A 22,101-nucleotide genomic window follows, 5' to 3' on the forward strand; every position below is an offset into this window, starting at 1 on the left:
TCAGTCTTCGCTGACGTAACGGCCATTGTCGAACCGGTATCCTGTGGACTGTTCATACTCGTGGACCATCTGGTCCCAGGAATCCTCGATCCTGTCGGTAAGTCCGAATAGCCCGGAACGGCCGATCACATAGATATCGGGATCGGCATCGGATATCAGCTTCCAGTGGGCCAGGTTGGTGGATCCGTCCATCTCAATCTGATAGCCATAGCCGTGCTCGTCGCGCAGTTTGCGCAATTGGACGATCTTGTCCAGGCAGACCGACAGGAAACGCTGACCGGCGAAGCCCGGATCGATGGTCATGATGGTCACCTTGTCCAACAAATCGATGTAAGGAAGAATGGTGTCGACCGGGGTCTCCGGGTTGAGCACCATGCCCGCTTTAAGACCCGCATCATGAATCTGGTCGATCAATCGGAACGCCACGCCGTTGGACACCTCCGCTGGCATGCAGATCATCTCGCACTTGATATCAATCAGCTGCTGAACCCAGAAAGGTGCGTCAGTCACCATCAGGTGGGCCGACATGGGCAGATCCGAGATCTTGCGCGCCTGCTCGATAAACCAGGGCGACAGGGTGATGTTGGGTACGAAGTGGCCGTCCATGATATCGATGTGGTAGAGGTTGACTCTCTCGTTCAGAAAGCTGATCTGCTCCTTGAACTGGTCCAGATCCATGGTCATCAGCGAGGGGGCCAGCTGAATTTGCCGCGGGCGCTTGGTCAATGTTGGTGTGCTTGTTACTGTCATTGTGAAATGTGTGTCTTTCTGTTAGTTCAGATGACCTGGATGTCGTCCAGGTCGAGGTCCTCTTCGTCTTCGGCCGCTGCTGCAGCAGGCTCGGCGGCGTCTTCAGGAATCGACTTCTTGATCAACGCATAGACGATGCCGGTCACCAGGACGTTGGCAGCGATGGCCAGCAGTCCAACCCACCACTTGGCACCCATGGTGGGAAGCATCAGGAAGCCGCCGAAAGGCACGGTGGCGCCCTTACCGTTGGATAGGCTCATCAGGATGGCGCCTTCGCACATGCCGCCCAGACCAGCGGCGACGATTCCCCTCACCAGATCGTTCATGACAATGGGGATGGATCCCTCGACGATGTTCACAACACCCATGGGCACAGCCGACTTGAGGGTCTCCACCTCCTCATGGGTGTAAATCCGCTTGCGCAGAAGCTTGGCGACCAGATAGGCGAAGCCGAAGCCGATGGGGGTGGCCGTGTTGGTCAGCTGCAAGGCAGTGACAGGACCGTTGATGCCCTGGGCCTGCAGCGTCAGTGCAAAGGCAAAGGCGGTCTTGTTGATGGGGCCACCGAAGTCGACGATGCTCAGCGTGCCCAGAACGGCGCCGAAAATGAGGTTGGAGGCCCCGTTCATGCTTGTCAGCAGGTTGGTCAGCCAGGTGGTAAACCAAGCCACAGGGGTGCCGATGATGTAGACCATGATCAGTCCGCTGGCCAAGGAGGCCAGGAAAGGCACGATCAATGTGGGCATAAGTCCCTTGGCCCAGCTGGGTACTTTGACGTAGCGCAGTACAGCGTAAGCCAGCCAGCCGCCAATATAGCCGCCGATGATGCCGCCGATGAAGCCAGCGCTGATGGCTACGGCCGCCAGACCGGTCACGAAGCCGGGCGCAATCCCTGGCTTGCCCGCAATCGAGAAGGCGATGCCTGTGGCAATGATGACCGGGAGAAGTCCCAGTGCCTTGCCGCCCAGGGTAGCCAGGGCCTGGAAGAAGTCGAACTTCCCCATGACCAAGGCGTCCTGGGCCTTGCCTCCGAAGGCCATGCCGATGGCGATAATGAAGCCCGCACCACAGACGATGGGGATCATATAGGAGATGGCCGTCAGCAGATGGCCCTTGAAATTGGCTTTCTTCCAAAATTCTTTCATGATGACTTCCTTGTCCACATGGTTGGTTGCATGGTTTCTACTTACCGACGATTTCGTGCAGTTTGGCAATCAGCTTGTTGGGCGACTTGATCGCCGTCTCAGTCGAGACCTTGACGGTCTTCTTGCCCTGGAACCGCTCTTCGTCAGCTATTTTGATGTCAATGGCCAGAATGACCACATCCGCCTGTTTGATGTCGTCTGCGGTCAGGGCATTCTCGATGCCGATGGTGCCCTGGGTTTCGATTTTGATATCGTCGCCGGCCGCCTTGGCTGCATCCTCCAGCTTCTGCTGGGCCAGATAGGTATGCGCGATGCCGATGGTGCAGGCTGTGACTCCAACGATCTTCATGATTAATTCTCCTTTGCTGTTATTCGATTAAGTGACAAATCATCTGGTCAAAGCTGACACGACCTGGTCGGTGTTCTGGGCCTGGAGGAGGTCGTGTACCACATCGGCCTTGGCCAGTTTCCTGGCAAACTCCGAAAGCAGCTGCAGGTGTCGCTTTGAGCCCTCGTCATCAGCACCTACGGCAAACAGCACCACAACTTTTGCTCCGGTGTCGTCCAAGGATTCCCAGGGAATTTCATGATCCAGCACTGCAATGGCGACGCCGTTCCTGCGAACAGTGTCACTGCGACCATGAGGGATGGCCACATGCTCGCCTATGCCTGTCGCGCCCTGGCCTTCACGCTCGTACAGGGCCTTCATGAAGGCCTCTGGCGAATCGATGTAGCCGGCATCATGAAGCCTGTGGGTCAGCTCGTCGAAGACCTCGTCCTTGGTCTTCGCTTTAAGTCCCGTCACCACGGTCCTCTTGTCGATTGCCTCGCCAAGTGATGCTGCGTCCACCATCATTTCCCTTCTGTCGTCAATATCTGTCGAACATCCGTGATCGAACCTGTTCCTAACAGGTCCAGAACCCTCTCACCACCCATTCGCCGGTAGAGGTCACGCAAATACTGCAAGTCCTCCATCGAGGGATTCTGCGGGATGAGGGTGAGCAAAAGTCGGGATACTTCATGCAATCCGTCCCACTTTGGAACGGGTCGGGAAAGCCCCAAGTAGAAGAGCACGCATTCATCGACGAAAGGTCCCTGCGCGTGCGGATTGGCCAGATGGTCTGCAATGACTGTGCTGCCCGAGACCTCACGGGCAAGCAGTTCCTTTGCTAGGAGATCGACGGACCTGATGATGCCCTTGGACTGCAAATGTCTGCATATGCAGACGAATAGGGCATGCATCGACTCCTGGCCTGAGGATGCCGTTGATGCAGAGTTTCGGATTCCGAAACCGCCAGAAGGCTCCTGCTCAATCAGGATCTTCATCGTCCGACCTCCCCGTAATGGATATGGTCGGCCATCCGCTCCAGCCGCTCCTGATCTTCGATGGTCAGCATGGCGCTGACGACCAGCGTCGGCCGCTTCAGCGCTTCAGACAGGGTAACTGTAGAGACCACGAGATCAGTCATCGGATACCGCTTCAAGGCCTTCTCTACATCTCTGGCAGCCACTGTCCCTATGACGTTCATATCGGAGAACCGCCGCTCGATTTTGGATTTCAGCAATTGAGCCGTGCCCAGCCCAGTGGTGCAAACCAGCAGGATGTTCAAGGGCCTGCTGAGATTTTCCACAGCCTGAGCGAAATAAACAGTGATGAAACCGATTTCCTCGTCGTCGATGACCGGGAGATGCTCGTGCTCCTCCAACTGGCGTGTGGCTTCCTTCACTGTACGGAACAGGTTCGGATACTCCAGCTTGATCTGCTCAAGAAGGTTGTTGTTGACTCTGATGCCGTTCTTCAACCTGTTAAGCAAGGGCTTCATATGCTTGGAAAGCCTGGCGAACAACTCGGACTGATCGATCTGCGCGTAACGAGGGTTCAGAGCGACCCGGTCGATCAGATAGCGCGTGGCCCGCCGAACTGGATCAGGCATGTCGTTGGCAGCCGAAAGATCATCCTCGATCCTTGAGGAAGCCAGATATTGGTAAAGATCGTAAACTTCGGCATCGGGCAGCTGTGCATCCAGATACATGTCCACGTTGGCAATGACAGCTCGGCAGACGTTCATGACCTTGGAACCATCATCGGCAATGGCGGCCTGCTGTTCCCCGGCTCGGTCCTCCATGAGAGCCCCAACACTGCGAAATCGCTCGATGAGGATATACAGATGGGTGAAGATGTTGACCCTATAAGGATAGGGAATCTCGGTGTGAAGCAGTTCCTCGATCAGATCCAGCTGTTTATCGACAAAGGCCGCATCACGCTGCTCGATGTCCTGGTCGGACTGCATGAACCGTCTGTTGCCAGGCTGGCCTTCATTGACGAACAGACTGCCGATCGCCCGACGGATATCGGCCTCCTCACCATCGATCCAAACGAACCCGCTGACATGTTCGATGAAAAGCTGGAAGCGGCCAAGCATCAGTCTCAGGGAACGAAGATCGGTCGCTACGGCAGAGTCACCGATAAAGTATTTGCCCCAGAGCTCGGTCACCCTGTACCGTTGCGGCGCCGTGAACAAGAGTCGCTTGACAATCTCATCCCGCCGCTCTATGGACGTCAGACGGCTGACATCGACATTGGCCTGGCCGATCACAAATCCTGAATCACCGAATGACAGCGTCTCGGGGTTCTTAAGGCGATACCCGCGCCCTCTCTTGGATTCGATGATGGTCACGGGCCGGTATTGCTCGTTGATCTGTTGGACAGCTCTGGTGATGGTTTTAGTCGAGACCTTGAGCGCATGGGATAACTCGGAGCCGCGCACGTAATCACGCCTGTTGAGCAGATAGCCGATTAACGACTTCTTGAACCCGGTCTCCATTGCCCTTGGACCTCCTTTACGTTTAGGGTAATGTGGCCGCTTTCGGCATAGGGCGGTGTGTGATATTCAGCCTTGTCCTTTGTCTGCGGACTATGTGCTGAACATCAGGGAAGCCTGCAAAACCAAAAAAGGCGGAGAAGTTGCTGAAATACGTCGTCGTCGACAAGTATCAGCACCATGTTGTATACATAAGGATTCGATGGTATCCGCAACTAAATAATGGTTCCACAAAATGTCTGCCACGGGACATGTTTCAAAGTGCATCATAGGAGTGAAGTCGTATTTGATAGCTGCTTCTGTTGCATACGAACCTTTATGGCGTGGTACGCGCTTATTGGCGTGTTGGTCTGTGAAGCACTCGGCCATGGCGTAGTGCTCTTCCAGGTATGGTGGCGGCGTACAGACAGTGGTGTTTTGCTGGGTATAGGACGAGGGAATACAGTAAAGGCCTCTGGTGATCGGTGTCATCAGAGGCCTTTACTTTTTCGTGTTGTGGCGGCGGTGTGCTACTCTCCCACACTCTTCCGGGTGCAGTACCATTGCCGTGCTGGGTCTTAGCTTCCGGGTTCGGAATGGGACCGGGCGTCTCCCCCAGGCCATGACCGCCGCGAATCTTCGGTTCTTCCAACCCCGTGTGGGGGGATGGGGTCTCCTGGCGGCTTGGGGACCGGATGGTGGACGCGTGTTCCGTGTGTTCGATCGCCTGTGGCCGTTCGTGTTCATTGCCGCAGGCAGGCTTCGCAGCAGGGGTTGATGCCGCCGCCCCTCCCGGGGGCGGGTGTTGTGTTGTCCTCGACCATTAGTGCCGGTCGGCTCCGCCCCTTGCGGGGTGTCCACGTCCGGTCTATCGACCATGTGTTCTGCATGGGGTCTTCAGAAGCCCGGAGGCTTCATGGAATCCTTATCTTGGAGGGGGCTTCCCGCTTAGATGCTTTCAGCGGTTATCCCATCCGAACGTAGCCAACCGGCCGTGCCGCTGGCGCGACAACCGGCATACCAGAGGTTCGTCCACCCAGGTCCTCTCGTACTATGGGCAGGGCTCCTCAAGATTCCAACGAGCGCAGAGGATAGAGACCAAACTGTCTCACGACGTTCTGAACCCAGCTCGCGTGCCGCTTTAATCGGCGAACGGCCGAACCCTTGGGACCTGCTCCAGCCCCAGGATGCGACGAGCCGACATCGAGGTGCCAAACCATCCCGTCGATATGGACTCTTGGGGATGATCAGCCTGTTATCCCCGGGGTACCTTTTATCCGTTGAGCGATGCCGCGTCCGTACGCCGGCACCGGATCACTATCTCCGACTTTCGTCCCTGCTCGACCCGTCGGTCTCGCAGTCAAGCTCCCTTGTGCGATTGCACTCGACACCCGATTGCCAACCGGGCTGAGGGAACCCTTGGGCGCCTCCGTTACTCTTTGGGAGGCAACCGCCCCAGTTAAACTACCCGCCAGGCACTGTCCCTGGCCGGGATGACCGGCCGAGGTTAGAGGCCAGATGAGGACAGAGCGGTATTTCACATTCCGGCTCCACGGATGCTGGCGCACCCGCTTCGAAGCCTCCCGCCTATGCTACACAGTCCGCACCTAACGCCAATACCAAGGTATAGTAAAGGTCCCGGGGTCTTTTCGTCCTTCTGCGCTTAACGAGCATCTTTACTCGTACTGCAATTTCGCCGAGCTCCTGGTCGAGACAGTGGGGAAGTCGTTACGCCATTCGTGCAGGTCGGAACTTACCCGACAAGGAATTTCGCTACCTTAGGATGGTTATAGTTACCACCGCCGTTTACCGGGGCTTGAATTCACCGCTGCCCCCTCCGAAGAGGGATGACGGATCCTCTTAACCTTCCGGCACCGGGCAGGCGTCAGTGCATATACAGCGACTTACGTCTTCGCATGCACCTGTGTTTTTGGTAAACAGTCGCTACCCCCTGGTCTGTGCCGCCCCCACCGGCTCCGCGCGCAAAGGCGCCTCACCGGCCGGGGCCTCCCTTATACCGAAGGCACGGGAGTGATTTGCCGAGTTCCTTGACCAGGATTCGCTCGATCGCTTTGGTATACTCTACCTGACCACCAGTGTCGGTTTGGGGTACGGGCGGCGCCACTCCTCACGCCGAAGCTTTTCTCGACGGAACGGCACACCGGATTCGGGGCACAAGACCCCCCATCATCACACCTCGCGCTCATGCCGGGCGGATTTGCCTGCCCGACGCGCCGCATGCTTGACCACGGATAACCACCACCGCGGCCCGGCTCCCGTTCCGTGTCACTCCCGCGCTACCCGCCACGCATCCACACGCCGGTCCCATGCCATCGGACGGTCCGAAGACCGCCACCCGACACAGGTAAGGGCATGCTTCCACGTCTTGGATTGGACGGCTTGACGCCGGTAGGAGAATATCGACTCCTTCATCCATTCGACTACGCCTGTCGGCCTCGCCTTAGGACCCGACTCACCCGGGGACGACGAACGTGGCCCCGGAACCCTTGGTCATCCAGCGGACGGGATTCTCACCCGCCTCTCGCTACTCATGTCTGCATTCTCACTTCCACGCGGTCCACGGCCGGCTCACGCCGCCGCTTCGCCCCACGCGGAACGCTCTCCTACCCAGCACAGCGAACTGCGCTGCCGCGTCTTCGGTGGCGTGCTTGAGCCCCGCTACATTATCGGCGCGGAACCACTAGACCAGTGAGCTGTTACGCACTCTTTCAAGGATGGCTGCTTCTGAGCCAACCTCCTGGCTGTCTATGCGACTCCACATCCTTTCCCACTTAGCACGCGCTTGGGGACCTTAGACGACGATCTGGGCTGTCTCCCTCTCGACGACGGAGCTTATCCCCCGCCGACTCACTGCCGCGATACACCTCACACGTATTCGGAGTTTGGCTGCTGTCGGTACCCGATACGGGCCCTCAAGCATCCAGTAGCTCTACCCCATGGAGGCACTCACGCGACGCTGCACCGAAATGCATTTCGGAGAGAACCAGCTATCACGGAATTTGATTGGCCTTTCACCCCTAGCCCCAGGTCATCGGCCCGGTTTTCAACCCAGGTCCGTTCGGTCCTCCACGCGGTCTTACCCGCGCTTCAACCTGCCCAGGGCTAGATCATCCCGCTTCGGGTCCAGGACACGCGACTGGAAACGCCCTTATCGGACTCGCTTTCGCTACGGCTGCCCCACACGGGTTAGCCTCGCCACGCACCACTGACTCGCAGACTCATTTTTCGATAGGCACGCCGTCACCCCGAAGGGCTCCGACGGATTGTAGGCACACGGTTTCAGAAACTCTTTCACTCCCCTCCCGGGGTGCTTTTCACCTTTCCCTCACGGTACTCGTACGCTATCGGTCAGACAGGAATATTCAGGCTTACCCCACGGTCGGGGCGGATTCACACGGGATTCCACGAGTCCCGCGCTACTTGGGAACAAGGACCGGCAGGCGGCGCGCCTTCGGCTACGGGGCCATCACCCTCTACGGCCGGGAATTCAATCCCGTTCGCCTCACACGCCGCTTTATCACTGCCGCCGGGCCCGTCGGAGCCCGGACGCCAAGTCCCACAACACCCATGCCGCAACCCCCGACGGGTATCACACGGCACCGGTTTGGCCATCATCCGCTTTCGCTCGCCACTACTCACGGAATATCCTTTCCTGCAGGTACTGAGATGTTTCACTTCCCTGCGTACCCCCCGCACGAATGCGGTGCCGGCCCATCACGGCCGGCGGGTTTCCCCATTCGGACACCCTCGGATCAAAGCCCTGTCGGCGGCTCCCCGAGGCCTATCGCGGCCCCACGCGTCCTTCATCGGTCCTGTCTGCCAAGGCATCCACCATGCGCCCTTGCCGACAACACGACCACAGGCCATGCCACGACAACAACAACTGCGAACTGCCAGACGACAAATCATCACACTAAACGATCACAAAACGATCGACCCGAACCCACTCACATGGGCCCGGACGAAACAATACAGCAGACAACCGGCCTCACAGCCGGCCATCCGCTCGCGTCCACTATCCAGTTCTCAAGCCACCAGCGCGCCGCCGGGACCCGCCACGGGGCAACACCCCATGAGGAACCCGACGGGCGACGGGAACACCACCCACAAGGGTGGCGGCCCGGGAACCCAACAGCGCATCCATGCCACAGCCTCAAGACCGTTCCACGCCAGCACGCCCACACCATCCGGCCGACCGGCCGGACCCGCAGGCACGACCCCCACGCATCACACGCGGGGGATTTCCAGAATCTCCGTAGAAAGGAGGTGATCCAGCCGCACCTTCCGGTACGGCTACCTTGTTACGACTTAGTCCCAATCGCGGACCTCACCTTAGACGGCTCCCCCCCTTGCGGGTTGGGCCACCGGCTTCGGGTGCTGCCCACTTTCATGACTTGACGGGCGGTGTGTACAAGGCCCGGGAACGCATTCACCGCGGCGTTGCTGATCCGCGATTACTAGCGACTCCGCCTTCACGGAGCCGGGTTGCAGGCTCCGATCCGAACTGAGACCGGTTTTCAGGGATCCGCTCCATGTCACCATGTCGCATCCCGTTGTACCGGCCATTGTAGCATGCGTGAAGCCCTGGACGTAAGGGGCATGATGATCTGACGTCATCCCCACCTTCCTCCGGGTTAACCCCGGCGGTCCCCCGTGAGTTCCCACCATAACGTGCTGGCAACACGAGGCGAGGGTTGCGCTCGTTGCGGGACTTGACCCAACATCTCACGACACGAGCTGACGACGACCATGCACCACCTGTGAACCGGCCCCGAAGGGAAGCCGCGTCTCCGCGGCCGTCCGGCACATGTCAAGCCCAGGTAAGGTTCTTCGCGTTGCATCGAATTAATCCGCATGCTCCGCCGCTTGTGCGGGCCCCCGTCAATTTCTTTGAGTTTTAGCCTTGCGGCCGTACTCCCCAGGCGGGATGCTTAACGCGTTAGCTCCGACACGGAACCCGTGGAACGGGCCCCACATCCAGCATCCACCGTTTACGGCGTGGACTACCAGGGTATCTAATCCTGTTCGCTCCCCACGCTTTCGCTCCTCAGCGTCAGTGACGGCCCAGAGACCTGCCTTCGCCATCGGTGTTCTTCCCGATATCTACACATTCCACCGTTACACCGGGAATTCCAGTCTCCCCTACCGCACTCCAGTCCGCCCGTACCCGGCGCCGATCCACCGTTAAGCGATGGACTTTCACACCAGACGCGACGAACCGCCTACGAGCCCTTTACGCCCAATAAATCCGGATAACGCTTGCACCCTACGTATTACCGCGGCTGCTGGCACGTAGTTAGCCGGTGCTTATTCGAAAGGTACACTCACTCTCGCTTGCTCCCAATCAAAAGCGGTTTACAACCCGAAGGCCGTCATCCCGCACGCGGCGTCGCTGCATCAGGCTTTCGCCCATTGTGCAATATTCCCCACTGCTGCCTCCCGTAGGAGTCTGGGCCGTATCTCAGTCCCAATGTGGCCGGTCGCCCTCTCAGGCCGGCTACCCGTCGAAGCCTTGGCAGGCCATCACCCCGCCAACAAGCTGATAGGACGCGACCCCATCCCATGCCGGTAAACCCTTTCCCACACCATCATGCGACGGTGCGGAGCATCCGGCATTACCACCCGTTTCCAGGAGCTATTCCGAAGCATGGGGCAGGTTGGTCACGCATTACTCACCCGTTCGCCACTCTCACCACCAAGCAAGCTTGGCGGATCCCGTTCGACTTGCATGTGTTAAGCACGCCGCCAGCGTTCATCCTGAGCCAGAATCAAACCCTCCACAAAAAACCATGAAGAAGGCCGAAACAGCCCACATCAATAATTGACGGGCCGGCTTCCATAAGGAGGAAACCAACCCACGAAAAACCCCGACACCCCTCACAACGCTCCCACGTACCCGACAACAGCCGGGCGGGCATCGGACTGGCAATCAAAAAGCTATAAGTAGCACAAACACGCTCTTGAGTTCTCAAACCACCACCACACCAACAGCTCCAAGCCCTCCGAAGAGTTCTCATCACTGCCGGGCAGCAAGAAGTAAACTTACACGAAGTTGGGTTGTCCCGCAAATTGGCATAGAAAAATATCGAAGGAATCCAACGATTCCGGGGATTCTACGGCGTGTCGATTTTCATCGACATAATCCCCGCTTCATCGACCTTCGCCTATCCAGGAGCCCCGTGCACTCTTCAGCGAGGCTCAAACCAATATCTTCAATGACTCATATTAGTAGATTTCGTCGCTTGCAGCACGTATTTCCACCATGCGAATGAGCGCAAGCGGCAAGGTAGCCCTTGCTTATCATATAAAGCGCTACAGGCAGATGGCTTTAACCGTCGCAGCAAATCGTTCTGGCTCATCCCATTGCGGGCAATGCCCGGACCGGTCAAAGCGAATGAACCGATGTGGGCTCTTCAGCCCATCTGCAAACCGCTCAACCAGAATGCCTGGCAGATGACGGTCATACTTGCCGCTGATGAAATATACAGGGGCCCCGAAAGAAGTCAGCCCGCTGAAATCAACCTGCTCCAGCTCACCATCCAAGCGAGCGCGGGATTGAGCCACCCCCTTGGCTTGGTTGAGCAGACGCAACCAGTTGTAATAGGGCGAGCGCAGGTAAGTCATAATCCGTTCCAAGGATCTGAACAACATGGCGACCCCGCCACGAGACAGCAACTCATCGATCATCAGCACCAAGTCGGCAGCCCCGCTCTCCCTGCTGACGACCGAACCGAGCCGGTGACCCAAATTCTGTTGCCCCCAATGCCGTCTTAGCCGAAGAGCGGCGCGCATGCTGACAACCTGCCCAAGGCCGATGTAGCAGCTGACAAGCGAGGGATAGCGCTTCGCCATCTCCAGCCCCAGGACGCTGCCCCAGGAATGACCGATGAGAATCACGGAATCCTGTCCGTAGGCTCGAAGCAGCTTCAGCACGAACTGGTGAACATCTTCGACCATCGAATTGATGGTCACCACCTCGTCAGGGGCAAAGGGATGGTAGGACAGCCCACTGCCCCGCTGGTCCAGGTTGATGAAGCGGAAATCGCGCTCCAAGGCCGAATTGTAACGCATGGTCAGGGGAATGCAGGCATCGCCTGGACCCCCATGCAGATAGAGCACTATGGGGGCCTCCGGCGATGCTGGGTTCATGGAGAAGACCATGCGGGCACCGTTGATATGCACGGCGTAGAGCCGAGAATGTGTGGACACCTTTGATGACCCTTCTGAACGGGATGACATCTGATTATTCCCATCCCCACTGCTCATAGCCTACCGACGCCATGGCCGCTTGTCACGCACAGCGCATGAAATTCGATGCGAGGGCAGATAACCGAGGAACAGAGCGACGATGACACTCCGCGCAATACGGCTATTTAGGGAGACGGCTAGGCGTTAGCGCCGAGACTCTGAATGCCCAGCCGTACCCCCGGTCAGATGGCTTTGTCTGACTTCTTTGCCTGGCGCTTCAGTCTCCTGGCGGCCCGTTTGGCCTCTTTGCGGACGATCACTGTTTTGCTATGCCTGCGGAAAGTGAACCAAGCCAACAGCAGGATGATGACAGCGACAGCTACATTAAGGCTGTACCGAACCACGTTCATGACGTTGAAGTAGCGGAATCGGCTACCTGGCATAGCCCCATTCATGGCTTTGGAGTTGGCCACGGCATAGAGCATGTGGTGAGCTGCCTGGCGCGCGTACTGGTAGGTGGCAGGATCCTTGAAGTCCAACTTCTCACCAGTCGGATCCTTATCCACATTCAGTAGCTTTGCATCCGCACCAGCCTCAATCATCTGATAGGGACTCATAAACACACCGGTGTTGGCATTGTCCGTGATAACCAATCCGTTGAAGCCCCACTCTTGCCTCAGGAGCTTCGTCATCAACTGGTAGGATCCACCGGTCCAGGTTGCTCCGATGCGGTTAAAGGAACTCATGACCCCCATAGCTGCGGGAACTTTGGCAATAGCCTGTTTATATGAACCATCGGGCAGCTTTTTCACGTACTTCATGGGAAGTTCCGGTGCCTTGATACAGGCCTCGAAGGGCGACAGGTAAATCTGCCGGATGGACTGCTCGTTGGCCCAAGTGGCCACGCTGAAGTTGCCCGGTCGATCCCCGCGATGATCCTCCTGATCATTGAGCGCAAAGTGCTTGATATAGGTGTAGACGCCCTTGGATGCGGCTCCGCTAACTTCCGCTGAAGCGGTACTACCTGACAGGAATGGATCCTCTGAATAGTACTCGCCGTTACGGCCGCTGAAAGGTGTACGGTGGATGTCCATTGATGGGGCGTACCATCCACTGGCACCACCCAGCAGGGCCTCGTTGCCGATCATTTTGCCGAACTGCTCAGCCAAATCATGATTGAAGGACTGGGCCAGCATCATTACATTGGGGAAGGTCTTGCCGGTCCCGCCATAGAATAAGCCGTTGGCGGCGTCAGCATCCATGGTATAAGGCTTTCCGACTGACTTGATGAAGTCCAAACCGTAGCCAGCGTCAATAGTGACTTTCCAGTAGTCATCCTCGGTCATCTGATCAAGCAAGGCATCCCACTCCTTGCTCTCATATGGAAGGCCGCGCATCTCAATCAGACTGCGCTTGTTGTCCTTGCCGAAAACCGGACGGGTGTGTATGGACCGTCGTGCAACTGGTGTGCCTGAGTCATGACCATCTAGCTTGGCGATCAAACTATCATCAGCGGTCTTCTTCCACGTGTAAGCCTTGGGATGACCGTCTTTCTCACCGTTAATCTCACCGCCCCAAGTGCTGATCTGGTCGGACGGAACGCCATCATGCTTGGGGAAAGTTCCTGTCCAATCGGCACGGCTCAGATAAGTGGTGTCAGCCCGGGCAAAATCGAATAGATTCGTGATTTTTTTACCCGTCTTGGCATCTTTGGAGAAGGTCGTGACATCCACCTGAGCGTTGGTCGGAGTATACGAGGCAACTAGCGAAGGATTGCCGGGAGCTGTCATGCCATTATTAATGGTGCGGCCTTTCTGGGCCAGGATGTTGTTAACTGCATCATGAGCATCATGGGCCGCAGTGAAGCGGTATTCGCCTGCGTCAAATATAAAAGTCTTCGCCGTTTTAGCATCATAGGCTTTAAGTTGGCTTCGGTCGAAAGTGATCTTCACGCTTGTATGGGCTCCAGGCTGCAGCTGCGGGGTCTTTGCATATCCGACAAGGTCGACTGCAGACTTTTCCACGCCGTTGGCTTTGTCATATTCGGTATAGGGACTCTGTGCATAAAGTTCAACCACGTCACGTCCTGGACGATTACCGGTATTCTCGACCACCAGAGAAGCCACGAACCGATCACCCTCCTGGTTGATGTGAAAGTCTCGCCAGTCAAAGGTGGTGTAGCTCAGACCGTAACCAAAGGGATAGATGACTTCGCGGGCATGGTCGAAGTCACCTGCATTCCCTTGACCGAGGACCTTGTCCTCATAGCGTGTTTCATAGTAGCGATAGCCAACGTAAATGCCTTCCGCATAGGTCAGATAGTTGTACTTCGTAGGCTTGCCCTGCTTGTTGTAATACTGGTAATCTCCGAAATTGTGCGCAGCAGGGGAGTCGAGCGCATGCCGTGCGAAAGTGTCGACCGTTCTGCCTGATGGATTCAGTCGGCCAGAAAGAACGCCTGCCAGTTGGCGGGTGATGTTCTCTGAGTAGACTACCGATCTGATGTGAGGGAACTGATCCAACCAGCCTAGGTCTAACGCCGCATTGGATTTGACGACTAGGACAACATTGTCAAAATTCTGGTTCAGATAGTTTAAAACAGAAAGCTCGTTGGAGTCTGGCTCTAGGTAAGTCCTGCGCTTGTCTTGGTCCGAACTTGCATGGTTATACATCGAGCGAGGCATATCACGGCCTTCGCCGGCTACACGGCTTAGTAGATAGACCGGCACTGTGCCCTTAACAGAATCCAGCAATCCCGGCTCCCGCTTGAGGACATCGATAGAAGCCTCATTGATGCGGAAGTCTTCGCCATCGCCAAAGTTAACGGATCCTGCGGCCAAGCCGTATTTCTTGCCAGCATCCTTGCTATAGAACTGCCAAAGTTTGTCATTGACCTTGAACCCTTCCTGCTCAAGTACTTCTTTGGCAGTAACACCCTTAGACTTAGTCAGCATGCTGGCACCGTCTGCCTTCACGCTATTGGCGCTGAAAAGGCTCAAATGGGCACCTGACTTGAGGGGTAGGGCATCGTCCTGATTTTTCAGCAGAACTGTACCTTGTTCAGCGATATTCGAAGCCAGCCTGTTTTCGGCAGCTTTGATAGTATCGACATTGTAATCGGCTTTGTAATAATTCAGGTCGAGATTTTTATCCTTGATTTGGGAATTATCGATACTCTGCCTGTTGTAGTTCATAATGTTTGACAGAATCTTGTTGGTTTTTAGCTGGGGGTTTGCAAGCATCAAACCGACAATGAGTGCCACAGCGAATATAATGGAGACAATCGTTTTGATTATCCTCACTATTTTTGCCTTCTTCATTGAATTCCTTTCTCTGGCATTGACGTGGTAATCCCTGCATCACCTCCGAAAACCGGGTATTCCGATCGTCAATTCAAATTAATGATAAAAAACTACAGAATCCGATGGTTCACAAAATGACTGAATTGTTCTTTCTCCCACTTAAACTGTCGGAATTCCCCTATCTACGCCACAACAAGCGCAGCGAATATTCATGATTGCCGCTCAGCCTTACAACCATTTATGCCAGGAAAATGACAATTTATGGAGTTCTTCCTTGGCGCCACGAGTTTTCGCTGAATAATGAACAGCGAAATGTGGCAAAACAATTGATGTGAAATCATCGTTGCCGCAACCGGAATACGTCTGACGATATTCATATCCAAACAGAGCAAGATTGAAATTGCAGCGTACCGGCGGAAGTTGTTTGGAGAAGGAACACCATGGAAGTCAAGGATCTGACAGTTCTGGAACGGGCATCGTTGCTCTCCGGAAAATCCACTTGGGCGACCCGCGCCCTGAAGAGAGCGGGCATCCCGAGCATGGTCCTGAGCGACGGCCCGCACGGCCTGCGCCGCCAGACCGGATCAGGGGACAACCTGGGCATGGGCAAGTCCAAGCCCGCCACCTGCTTCCCCACAGCCGGCACCGTGGCCTGCTCGTGGGACCCGGAGCTGGCCAAGACCATGGGCCAGGCGCTGGGCAGCGAGGCCAGAAGCCTGGGCGTCAACATGGTTCTGGGTCCGGGCATGAACATCAAGCGCAACCCCCTATGCGGCAGAAACTTTGAATACTATTCCGAAGACCCCCAGGTGGCCGGTCAGATGGCTGCAGGCCTTATTGAAGGCATCCAGTCCCAGGGCGTGGCCGCAACCCCCAAGCATTTCGCCTTGAACAGCCAGGAACTGCGCCGCCAGGCATCTGACTCCGTGGTGGACGAACGCACCATGCGTGAGCTCTATCTGACCGGATTCGAGATCGCAGTGCGCCAGGCCCACCCTTGGGCCATCATGACCTCTTATAACATGGTCAACGGCACCTATGCCAATGAGAATCCACATCTGCTCAAGGACATCCTGCGCGATGAGTGGGGCTTTGACGGCATGGTTGTCTCGGATTGGGGCGGCTCCAACAGTGCGGTCGCCGCAGCCGCCAATGGCTCCTCCCTGGAGATGCCCCAGGCCGGATACGACTCCGTTCGCCAGATTGCCAAGGCCGTGCAGGAGGGCCGCCTGGACGAGGCCGACCTGAATGCCCGGGCCGAAGAGGTGGCCCGACTGGCCAAGCTGACCTATCACTCCGACATGGATCCCGATGGAAACCTGACCGCAGAGCAGATACGGGATCACCATCAGGTGGCACGGAGCATTGCCGAGGGATCCGCCGTTCTTCTGGTCAATCGGAAGGGACGTCTGCCACTGGCCGCCGGCACCCGGGTCGCCCTGGTCGGGGATATGGCCCAGACTCCAAGGTTCCAAGGGTCCGGATCCTCAAAGGTCAACGCAGCCAAGCAGGAGAGCATGCTGGACCTGCTCAGGCAGGGCAAGGGCGACGGACTGGAGCTGGCTTCCTACAGCCAGGGCTACGAACGCCATGGCGAGAAGAACCAATCTTTGATCGACCAGGCCGTGGCTGCGGCTGGCCAGGCTGACGTGATCGTCGCCTGCGTGGGCCTGGATGAGCGCAGTGAATCCGAGGGCCTGGACCGTTCCCACATGGACATTCCCGGCAACCAGGTCGACCTGATCAAGGCCCTGGGCGCGACGGACAAGCCCCTGGTGGTCGTCCTGGTGGCGGGCTCCCCCGTCACCACCGACTGGATCGACCAGTGCGATGCCGTTCTCTATATAGGACTGTCCGGGCAGGCTGGAGCCTCAGCCACCCTGAACATCCTGACGGGCCGGGTCAACCCCTCCGGCCACCTTGCGGAAACCTGGCCCAAGTCCTATGCCGACTGCCCCAGCGCCGACTGGTACCCCGACCCAGCGCACGAGTCCATCTACCGGGAGGGTCCCTTCGTCGGCTACCGCTACTACCTGACCGCCGAGGTGGAGGAACGCTTCCCCTTCGGCTACGGCCTGTCTTACGCACACTTCGCCTACGCCGATCTGACCGTGGACGACAAGGGGGTCACCTTCACCCTGACCAATGATTCGGACAGGCAGGGGGCCACCGTTCCCCAGCTCTACGTCCAGGCGCCCAAGGGTGGCGTGCTCAGGCCAGTCCGCGAGCTGAAGGGCTTCAAGAAGGTCAGCCTGGAGGCCGGCCAGTCAGCCCAGGTCCGCATCGACTTCGACCAGACGACCTTCCGGCACTTCGATACGGCCAGCAGCTCCTGGCAGGTCGAGTCCGGCGACTGGACCATCATGATCGGGTCCGACGCGCGCAAGATGGAACTGCGTGGACATCTGAGAGTCCACGGCACCGTCGATCCGCAGGGTCCCGACCCTGCCCTCGGCGCCTATCTGACCGGCCGGGTCAAGGAGCTCGACGATTCCGCTGTGACAGCGCTCTTCGGTCACGCGGTAGCCCGACAGGGTTCAGTCACCACCTTCGGCGTCAACGATCCGCTCTCATCCTGGAAGGACTCCAGAAGCGCCCTTGCCCGGTTCGTGGCCGACTTCCTGTCCAAGAGCGAGAGCCGCCACGAAGCCAAGACCGGCAACCCCGACCTGAACACCCTCTTCCTGCTCAACATGCCCCCAAGGGCCATGGCCAAGATGACCAACGGACTGATCGACACGGCCATGGTCGAGGCCGTCGTGCGCATTCCCAATGGCCACCTATGGCGGGGGCTGGGCGGATTCATCGCCGGATTCTTCAGGAACATGTCCGCCAACCGCCGGACCGGAAAGGAGCTCAATCATGAGTGATCAGCACAGCCAGCAGGCCGGACAGCCGACTCAGGGGAAGGCAACGACGACCTCACAGTGGGCGATCGTCCGCTGGTGGCGACGGTTCAGCGACCGGCACACCACCCTGGCCCAGTTCATCGTCTTCTTCATCCTGTCCAACGGGGTCACCGTCCTGCAGCTGGTGCTCATGCCGGTGCTCAAGGCCATCTTCAACGGCACCTCCCTGGTGGGCACCAACTTCCAGATCTGGCGCATGGGTACCGTCGGCGGCAAGCCCTACTACCTGTTCGACTATGCTGCCGGATCCATCGGCCAGGGCGGCGGGGGCGGCCTGGCCTACTTCCTCGCGGTGGAGATCACCCTGCTGATTGCCCAAATCATCAATTTCTTCCTCCAGCGCAACATCACCTTCAAGTCCAACTCCTCGGTCTGGAAGGCGGCCTTCTGGTACCTGGTGGCCTATGTGATCATCACCATCATCGCAGCAGCGTTGCAGGGCTGGTACAAGGACCCCATCTACGGCTTCTTCCAGCACACCCTGAACTGGGGTAGCCTGGGGACCACCATTGCTGACCTGGTCACCATGATCATCAACTCGGCCATCTCCTTCTGGGTCTTCTTCCCCATCTTCAAGGTCATCTTCCGTCAGGAGCCCACCGAATCTCAGGCGAGCGCCCAGTAAAATTCCGGCCCCACTCCCCCGGCTGCCAATGAACCGGCATGCATCGGCGGCCAGAGGGACGGGGCCTTTTCCTCAAACCCATCATGTACAGTGGTCGCAACGGCCGCCGGCGGGATTACGGCAACCCCGCCGACATACCCGCTGACCCATTCTTTTGCGAAGTGATCGTTCATGACAGCTGACCGACCGGCCTCCACGAGCCCGCCCGTTCTCACTTTCATCGTCCCCGCTTATAACATGGCAAAGCATCTGCCGACCTGCCTGGATTCCCTCCTGAGCAGGGAGTGTGACGATCTGGAGGTCATCGTGGTCGATGACGGATCCACCGATGCCACAGCGCAGGTGGTGCAGTCATACCAGGCACGCCATCCGCACACCATCCGTCTGATCAGCCAGACCAACAAAGGTCACGGCGGCGCGGTCAACACCGGCCTGGCAGCCGCCCGGGGCCGCTACGTCAAGGTGGTCGATGCCGACGACTGGGTGGACCCGACCTCCCTGAGTCTGGTCCTGGACCAGCTGCGTGACCAATCGCGACGTACGAATCCAGTGGACATGGTGGTCACCAACTACGTCTATGAAAAGGAGGGCCGCAAGCATAAGCGGGTCATCAACTTCCGCAGCGTCATGGATCCAGGACGGGTACTGGACTGGAACCACCTACGGCGGTTCGGACTGGCCCAGTACATGATCATGCATGCCCTGATCCTGCGCACCGAGGTGCTCCGCCAGGCCCACACATGCCTGCCCGAGCACACCTACTACGTGGACTTCATCTACTCTTATCAGCCCCTGCCCTGGGTGCATACCCTGCTCTACCTGGATACGAATTTCTACCGCTATCACACCGGTCGCCAAGGCCAGTCGGTACAGACTTCGATCATGATCGCCCGGGTTTCACAACTGCTGCTGGTCAACGGGCTCATGGCGGATTCCACACCTGAACCGGGGATGGTTCCCCGTGGACTCTATCGTTATATGATCCACTATCTATCCATCAACTGTGTGGTGACCTCGGTCTTCCTGATCCTCTCCCGCAATCCCAGCAACTACAGGAACAAGGACATGCTCTGGAACAGGCTGAAGCACCGCTCCCCCGTCATCGCCTCCGACGTCCGCTCCACCCTGCTCTGCCGGATGATCAACATGCCGGGCAGGCCGGGCCGCCTGGCCATTCGTCTGGGTTACAAGGCCGCCGAAGCCGCCATGGGCTTCAACTGATCGCCCTTCCTGGGCAGGAGCACGCAGAGGCTGAACCAATGATGCTCGGTGCGCAGGGTCATCTCCCCCTGGTAGCGGTGGGCTATGTGCCGGATGGACTTGACACCATACCCATGCAGGCCATCGTCAGTCCTTGTCTTGGTGGTGGCCAGCTCGCCATTGCCCTTCCAATTCAGGGGCGAGGTGAAGTAGTTTTCGATGCGAATCACCACGAATTGTCCTCGAGCATATAAGGCTACCTTGATCAGGCGGCGGTCAGGCTCCTTGACCTTTCTCAAGGCCTCGATGGCATTGTCCAAGGCGTTGCCAAAGAGGGTGGAGACATCCATGGGGGCCATCCCCTCCAAAAGCGAGCCGTCGGCCACCATGGTCAAAGTGATTCCCTCTTCCGAACAGATGCGCTCCTTGGTGGACATGACCACGTCCAGGATGGGGTTACCAGTGTGCTGCTGCGACCCGTACCGTCCGACCGCAGCCTCCAGCTCCTCGAAGTCCTGGGACTTGCGCTCGGGGTCCATCTGCGAGCGCAGGGCGGCGATCTGATGCTTGAGGTCGTGGGCAAGCCTGCCCATGGCCTCCAGATTCTCCTTGGAACGCATGTACTCGCGATGCTGGCTGTATGAGCGGGCATTGATGGAGGCCAGCTCGGCGCTGGTATGGCTCTCCCGCAGCTGCTCCTGCTGGGCGTAGAGCATGGCGAACCCGCACAGATCCACCAAGGTGCGGATGTAGAAGACCTCCAGGCCGACCCGACCGGAGAAGGGGGTATTGGTGGAGACGAAGCTCAGGTTGGACATGGCGAAGGTGACCACTGCGATGACCGCGGCAATAAAGACGCTGCGTCCAGGCACGGAAGGCTGGGCATCGGCGAAGTTTCGCCGCTCAGCAACCCAGGCCAACAGCCCGACACCGCCATAGATCAGGACCAGCAGGATCAGGGAGGCCGGGTCGTACAGGCTGTGGCTGGAAGGCCGCATGAAGGAGTCCAGCTGCCAGTGCAGGGAGGCGACCAGCTCAGCCAGGACGAAGGCACGGGCCAGCAGATAGGCTCCATCCAGCGCACCCAACCCTGAAGCCAGCATGATGATGGCATACATGCAGGCCACAGCCAGGCACATGCTGATGATCCAGAAGGCGATAGGCAGGGTGCCAGCCCAGTATTGAACCACGATCAGCACAGCCAGACCAGGCAGGAGGACCGCTGCCATCCGCAGGCGGGAGATTCTCGGCCCGATGGCCAACAGGTAGACCAGGCAACCCAGCCACTCGCTGATGGCCGTATAGAGCCGGGGGATGTCAGGCAGGGCATTGAGGATGTGGGTGGTGGTCATGGCCGACCTGCCACGTAGGCGGTAAGAGCCGTCATAAAGGACTTCTTACGGGGCCTGCTGACCCGCAGCCGCTGACCGGTGGACATAATGCAGTCCTGGTCCTCCATGCCCGTCACGTGGGCCAGGTTGACCAGGTAGCAGGAGTTGGAGCGGAAGAATCCCCGCTGGTCCAGCTGGCCCTCAAGACTCTTCAACGTACTGTTGGTGGTCAGCGAGGAATCCAAGGTATGGATGACGCTGCTGTGGCGGACGGATTCGATGAAGACAATGTCCTTGAGGGGAATTCTGGTGGATCGGGCGCCCTCGGTAATCAGGATGGACAGGTCCACGCGGCCGCGCACCTGGGCGATGGACCGGTCCAGCTCCTGGGAGAAGGCGAACCAGGGCAGGGGCTTGAGCAGGTAGGAGAGAGCGCCCACCTCATAGCCATTGATGGCGTACTGGGGGGCGGAGGTGATGAAGACGATGACCACCGACTCATCACGGGCGCGTACCCTGCGGGCCACTTCAATCCCGTCCATGGGGGTCATCTGAATGTCCAGAAGGAGGATGTCGTAAACAGGCCGATACCCATCTGCAAAGGCCTTGCCATCGGTGAAGACGCTGACCGTCAGTTCCTCCTGACGCTCCTTGCGATAGCGGCTTAGGTAATTGACCATGGTCCGACAGCTGATGGAATCGTCATCCACCACTGCGATTCTGATCATCCTGGCGCACACTCCTTAACCCGTCGGCCAAGGACCTATGGCCGCCGTTATCACCATTCTTCCATGATATCGGAGATGTCCGGCATGGCAGACCCTGCTTG

The 22,101-nt window shown here is 58.0% G+C and carries 13 protein-coding genes and 3 rRNA genes; 3 read left to right on the forward strand and 13 right to left on the reverse strand.

All coding sequences use genetic code 11. The annotated features are described in order from the left end of the window. The 11 genes from alsE to ACUIAF_RS06260 all read right to left on the reverse strand — a co-directional run bounded on the left by alsE (nt 1) and on the right by ACUIAF_RS06260 (nt 15,225). Complete coding sequence (alsE, locus tag ACUIAF_RS06210; RefSeq protein WP_445338206.1) at nt 1–750, reverse strand: D-allulose 6-phosphate 3-epimerase; 750 nt, start codon at nt 748–750, stop codon at nt 1–3. Nucleotides 751–776: 26 nt separating this feature from the next. Then, on the reverse strand, nt 777–1,895 hold the full coding sequence (locus ACUIAF_RS06215) for a PTS fructose transporter subunit IIC (RefSeq protein ID WP_445338207.1): 1,119 nt from the start codon (nt 1,893–1,895) through the stop codon (nt 777–779). A 37-nt stretch (nt 1,896–1,932) separates the two neighbouring features. Further along, on the reverse strand, nt 1,933–2,244 hold the full coding sequence (locus ACUIAF_RS06220) for a PTS fructose transporter subunit IIB (protein WP_445338209.1): 312 nt from the start codon (nt 2,242–2,244) through the stop codon (nt 1,933–1,935). A gap of 39 nt (nt 2,245–2,283) precedes the next feature. Further along, the gene (locus ACUIAF_RS06225) at nt 2,284–2,748 is read right to left on the reverse strand and encodes a PTS sugar transporter subunit IIA (RefSeq protein WP_015021065.1); all 465 of its coding nucleotides are present in this window, start codon (nt 2,746–2,748) and stop codon (nt 2,284–2,286) included. Then, nucleotides 2,748–3,221 (reverse strand): PTS sugar transporter subunit IIA, encoded by a 474-nt coding sequence (locus ACUIAF_RS06230; RefSeq protein WP_198204149.1) that lies wholly within the window; start codon nt 3,219–3,221, stop codon nt 2,748–2,750. The genes ACUIAF_RS06225 and ACUIAF_RS06230 overlap by 1 nt, the downstream gene beginning before the upstream one ends. Next, a complete protein-coding gene (locus tag ACUIAF_RS06235; protein ID WP_445338211.1) occupies nt 3,218–4,720 on the reverse strand; it encodes a BglG family transcription antiterminator in 1,503 nt (500 codons plus the stop codon). The genes ACUIAF_RS06230 and ACUIAF_RS06235 overlap by 4 nt, the downstream gene beginning before the upstream one ends. 493 nt (nt 4,721–5,213) lie before the next feature. Further along, nucleotides 5,214–5,330: ribosomal RNA gene (gene rrf, locus ACUIAF_RS06240) — 5S ribosomal RNA — on the reverse strand. 170 nt (nt 5,331–5,500) lie between these two features. Further along, nucleotides 5,501–8,572 (reverse strand): 23S ribosomal RNA (locus ACUIAF_RS06245). 404 nt (nt 8,573–8,976) lie between these two features. Continuing rightward, nucleotides 8,977–10,501 (reverse strand): 16S ribosomal RNA (locus ACUIAF_RS06250). The 16S, 23S and 5S rRNA genes sit together here, the layout of an rRNA operon. 528 nt (nt 10,502–11,029) lie before the next feature. Beyond that, the gene (locus ACUIAF_RS06255; protein WP_445338213.1) at nt 11,030–11,926 is read right to left on the reverse strand and encodes an alpha/beta fold hydrolase; all 897 of its coding nucleotides are present in this window, start codon (nt 11,924–11,926) and stop codon (nt 11,030–11,032) included. A gap of 221 nt (nt 11,927–12,147) precedes the next feature. Then, nucleotides 12,148–15,225 carry a glycoside hydrolase family 3 N-terminal domain-containing protein gene (locus ACUIAF_RS06260; RefSeq protein WP_445338215.1) on the reverse strand — a complete coding sequence of 1,026 codons (3,078 nt, stop codon included), beginning with the start codon at nt 15,223–15,225 and terminating at the stop codon, nt 12,148–12,150. A gap of 422 nt (nt 15,226–15,647) precedes the next feature. Between ACUIAF_RS06260 and ACUIAF_RS06265 the strand changes: the two genes are divergently transcribed. From ACUIAF_RS06265 to ACUIAF_RS06275, 3 genes are all read left to right on the forward strand, one after another. Continuing rightward, complete coding sequence (locus ACUIAF_RS06265) at nt 15,648–18,077, forward strand: glycoside hydrolase family 3 C-terminal domain-containing protein (RefSeq protein WP_445338217.1); 2,430 nt, start codon at nt 15,648–15,650, stop codon at nt 18,075–18,077. Then, nucleotides 18,070–18,741 carry a hypothetical protein gene (locus tag ACUIAF_RS06270; RefSeq protein WP_198204248.1) on the forward strand — a complete coding sequence of 224 codons (672 nt, stop codon included), beginning with the start codon at nt 18,070–18,072 and terminating at the stop codon, nt 18,739–18,741. The genes ACUIAF_RS06265 and ACUIAF_RS06270 overlap by 8 nt, the downstream gene beginning before the upstream one ends. 171 nt (nt 18,742–18,912) lie before the next feature. After that, entirely contained in the window at nt 18,913–19,962 is a 1,050-nt protein-coding gene (locus tag ACUIAF_RS06275; protein WP_445338219.1) for a glycosyltransferase family 2 protein, read from the forward strand. On the opposite strand, the gene ACUIAF_RS06280 is transcribed toward ACUIAF_RS06275, so the two are convergent. Both ACUIAF_RS06280 and ACUIAF_RS06285 read right to left on the reverse strand, forming a co-directional pair. Further along, complete coding sequence (locus tag ACUIAF_RS06280; protein WP_015021057.1) at nt 19,926–21,293, reverse strand: sensor histidine kinase; 1,368 nt, start codon at nt 21,291–21,293, stop codon at nt 19,926–19,928. The genes ACUIAF_RS06275 and ACUIAF_RS06280 overlap by 37 nt on opposite strands. Continuing rightward, nucleotides 21,290–22,000, reverse strand: coding sequence for a LytR/AlgR family response regulator transcription factor (locus ACUIAF_RS06285; protein ID WP_015021056.1), 711 nt, complete (start codon nt 21,998–22,000; stop codon nt 21,290–21,292). The genes ACUIAF_RS06280 and ACUIAF_RS06285 overlap by 4 nt, the downstream gene beginning before the upstream one ends. Between the last annotated feature and the right edge of the window lie 101 nt (nt 22,001–22,101).

This window comes from Bifidobacterium sp. ESL0822, from assembly GCF_052606675.1.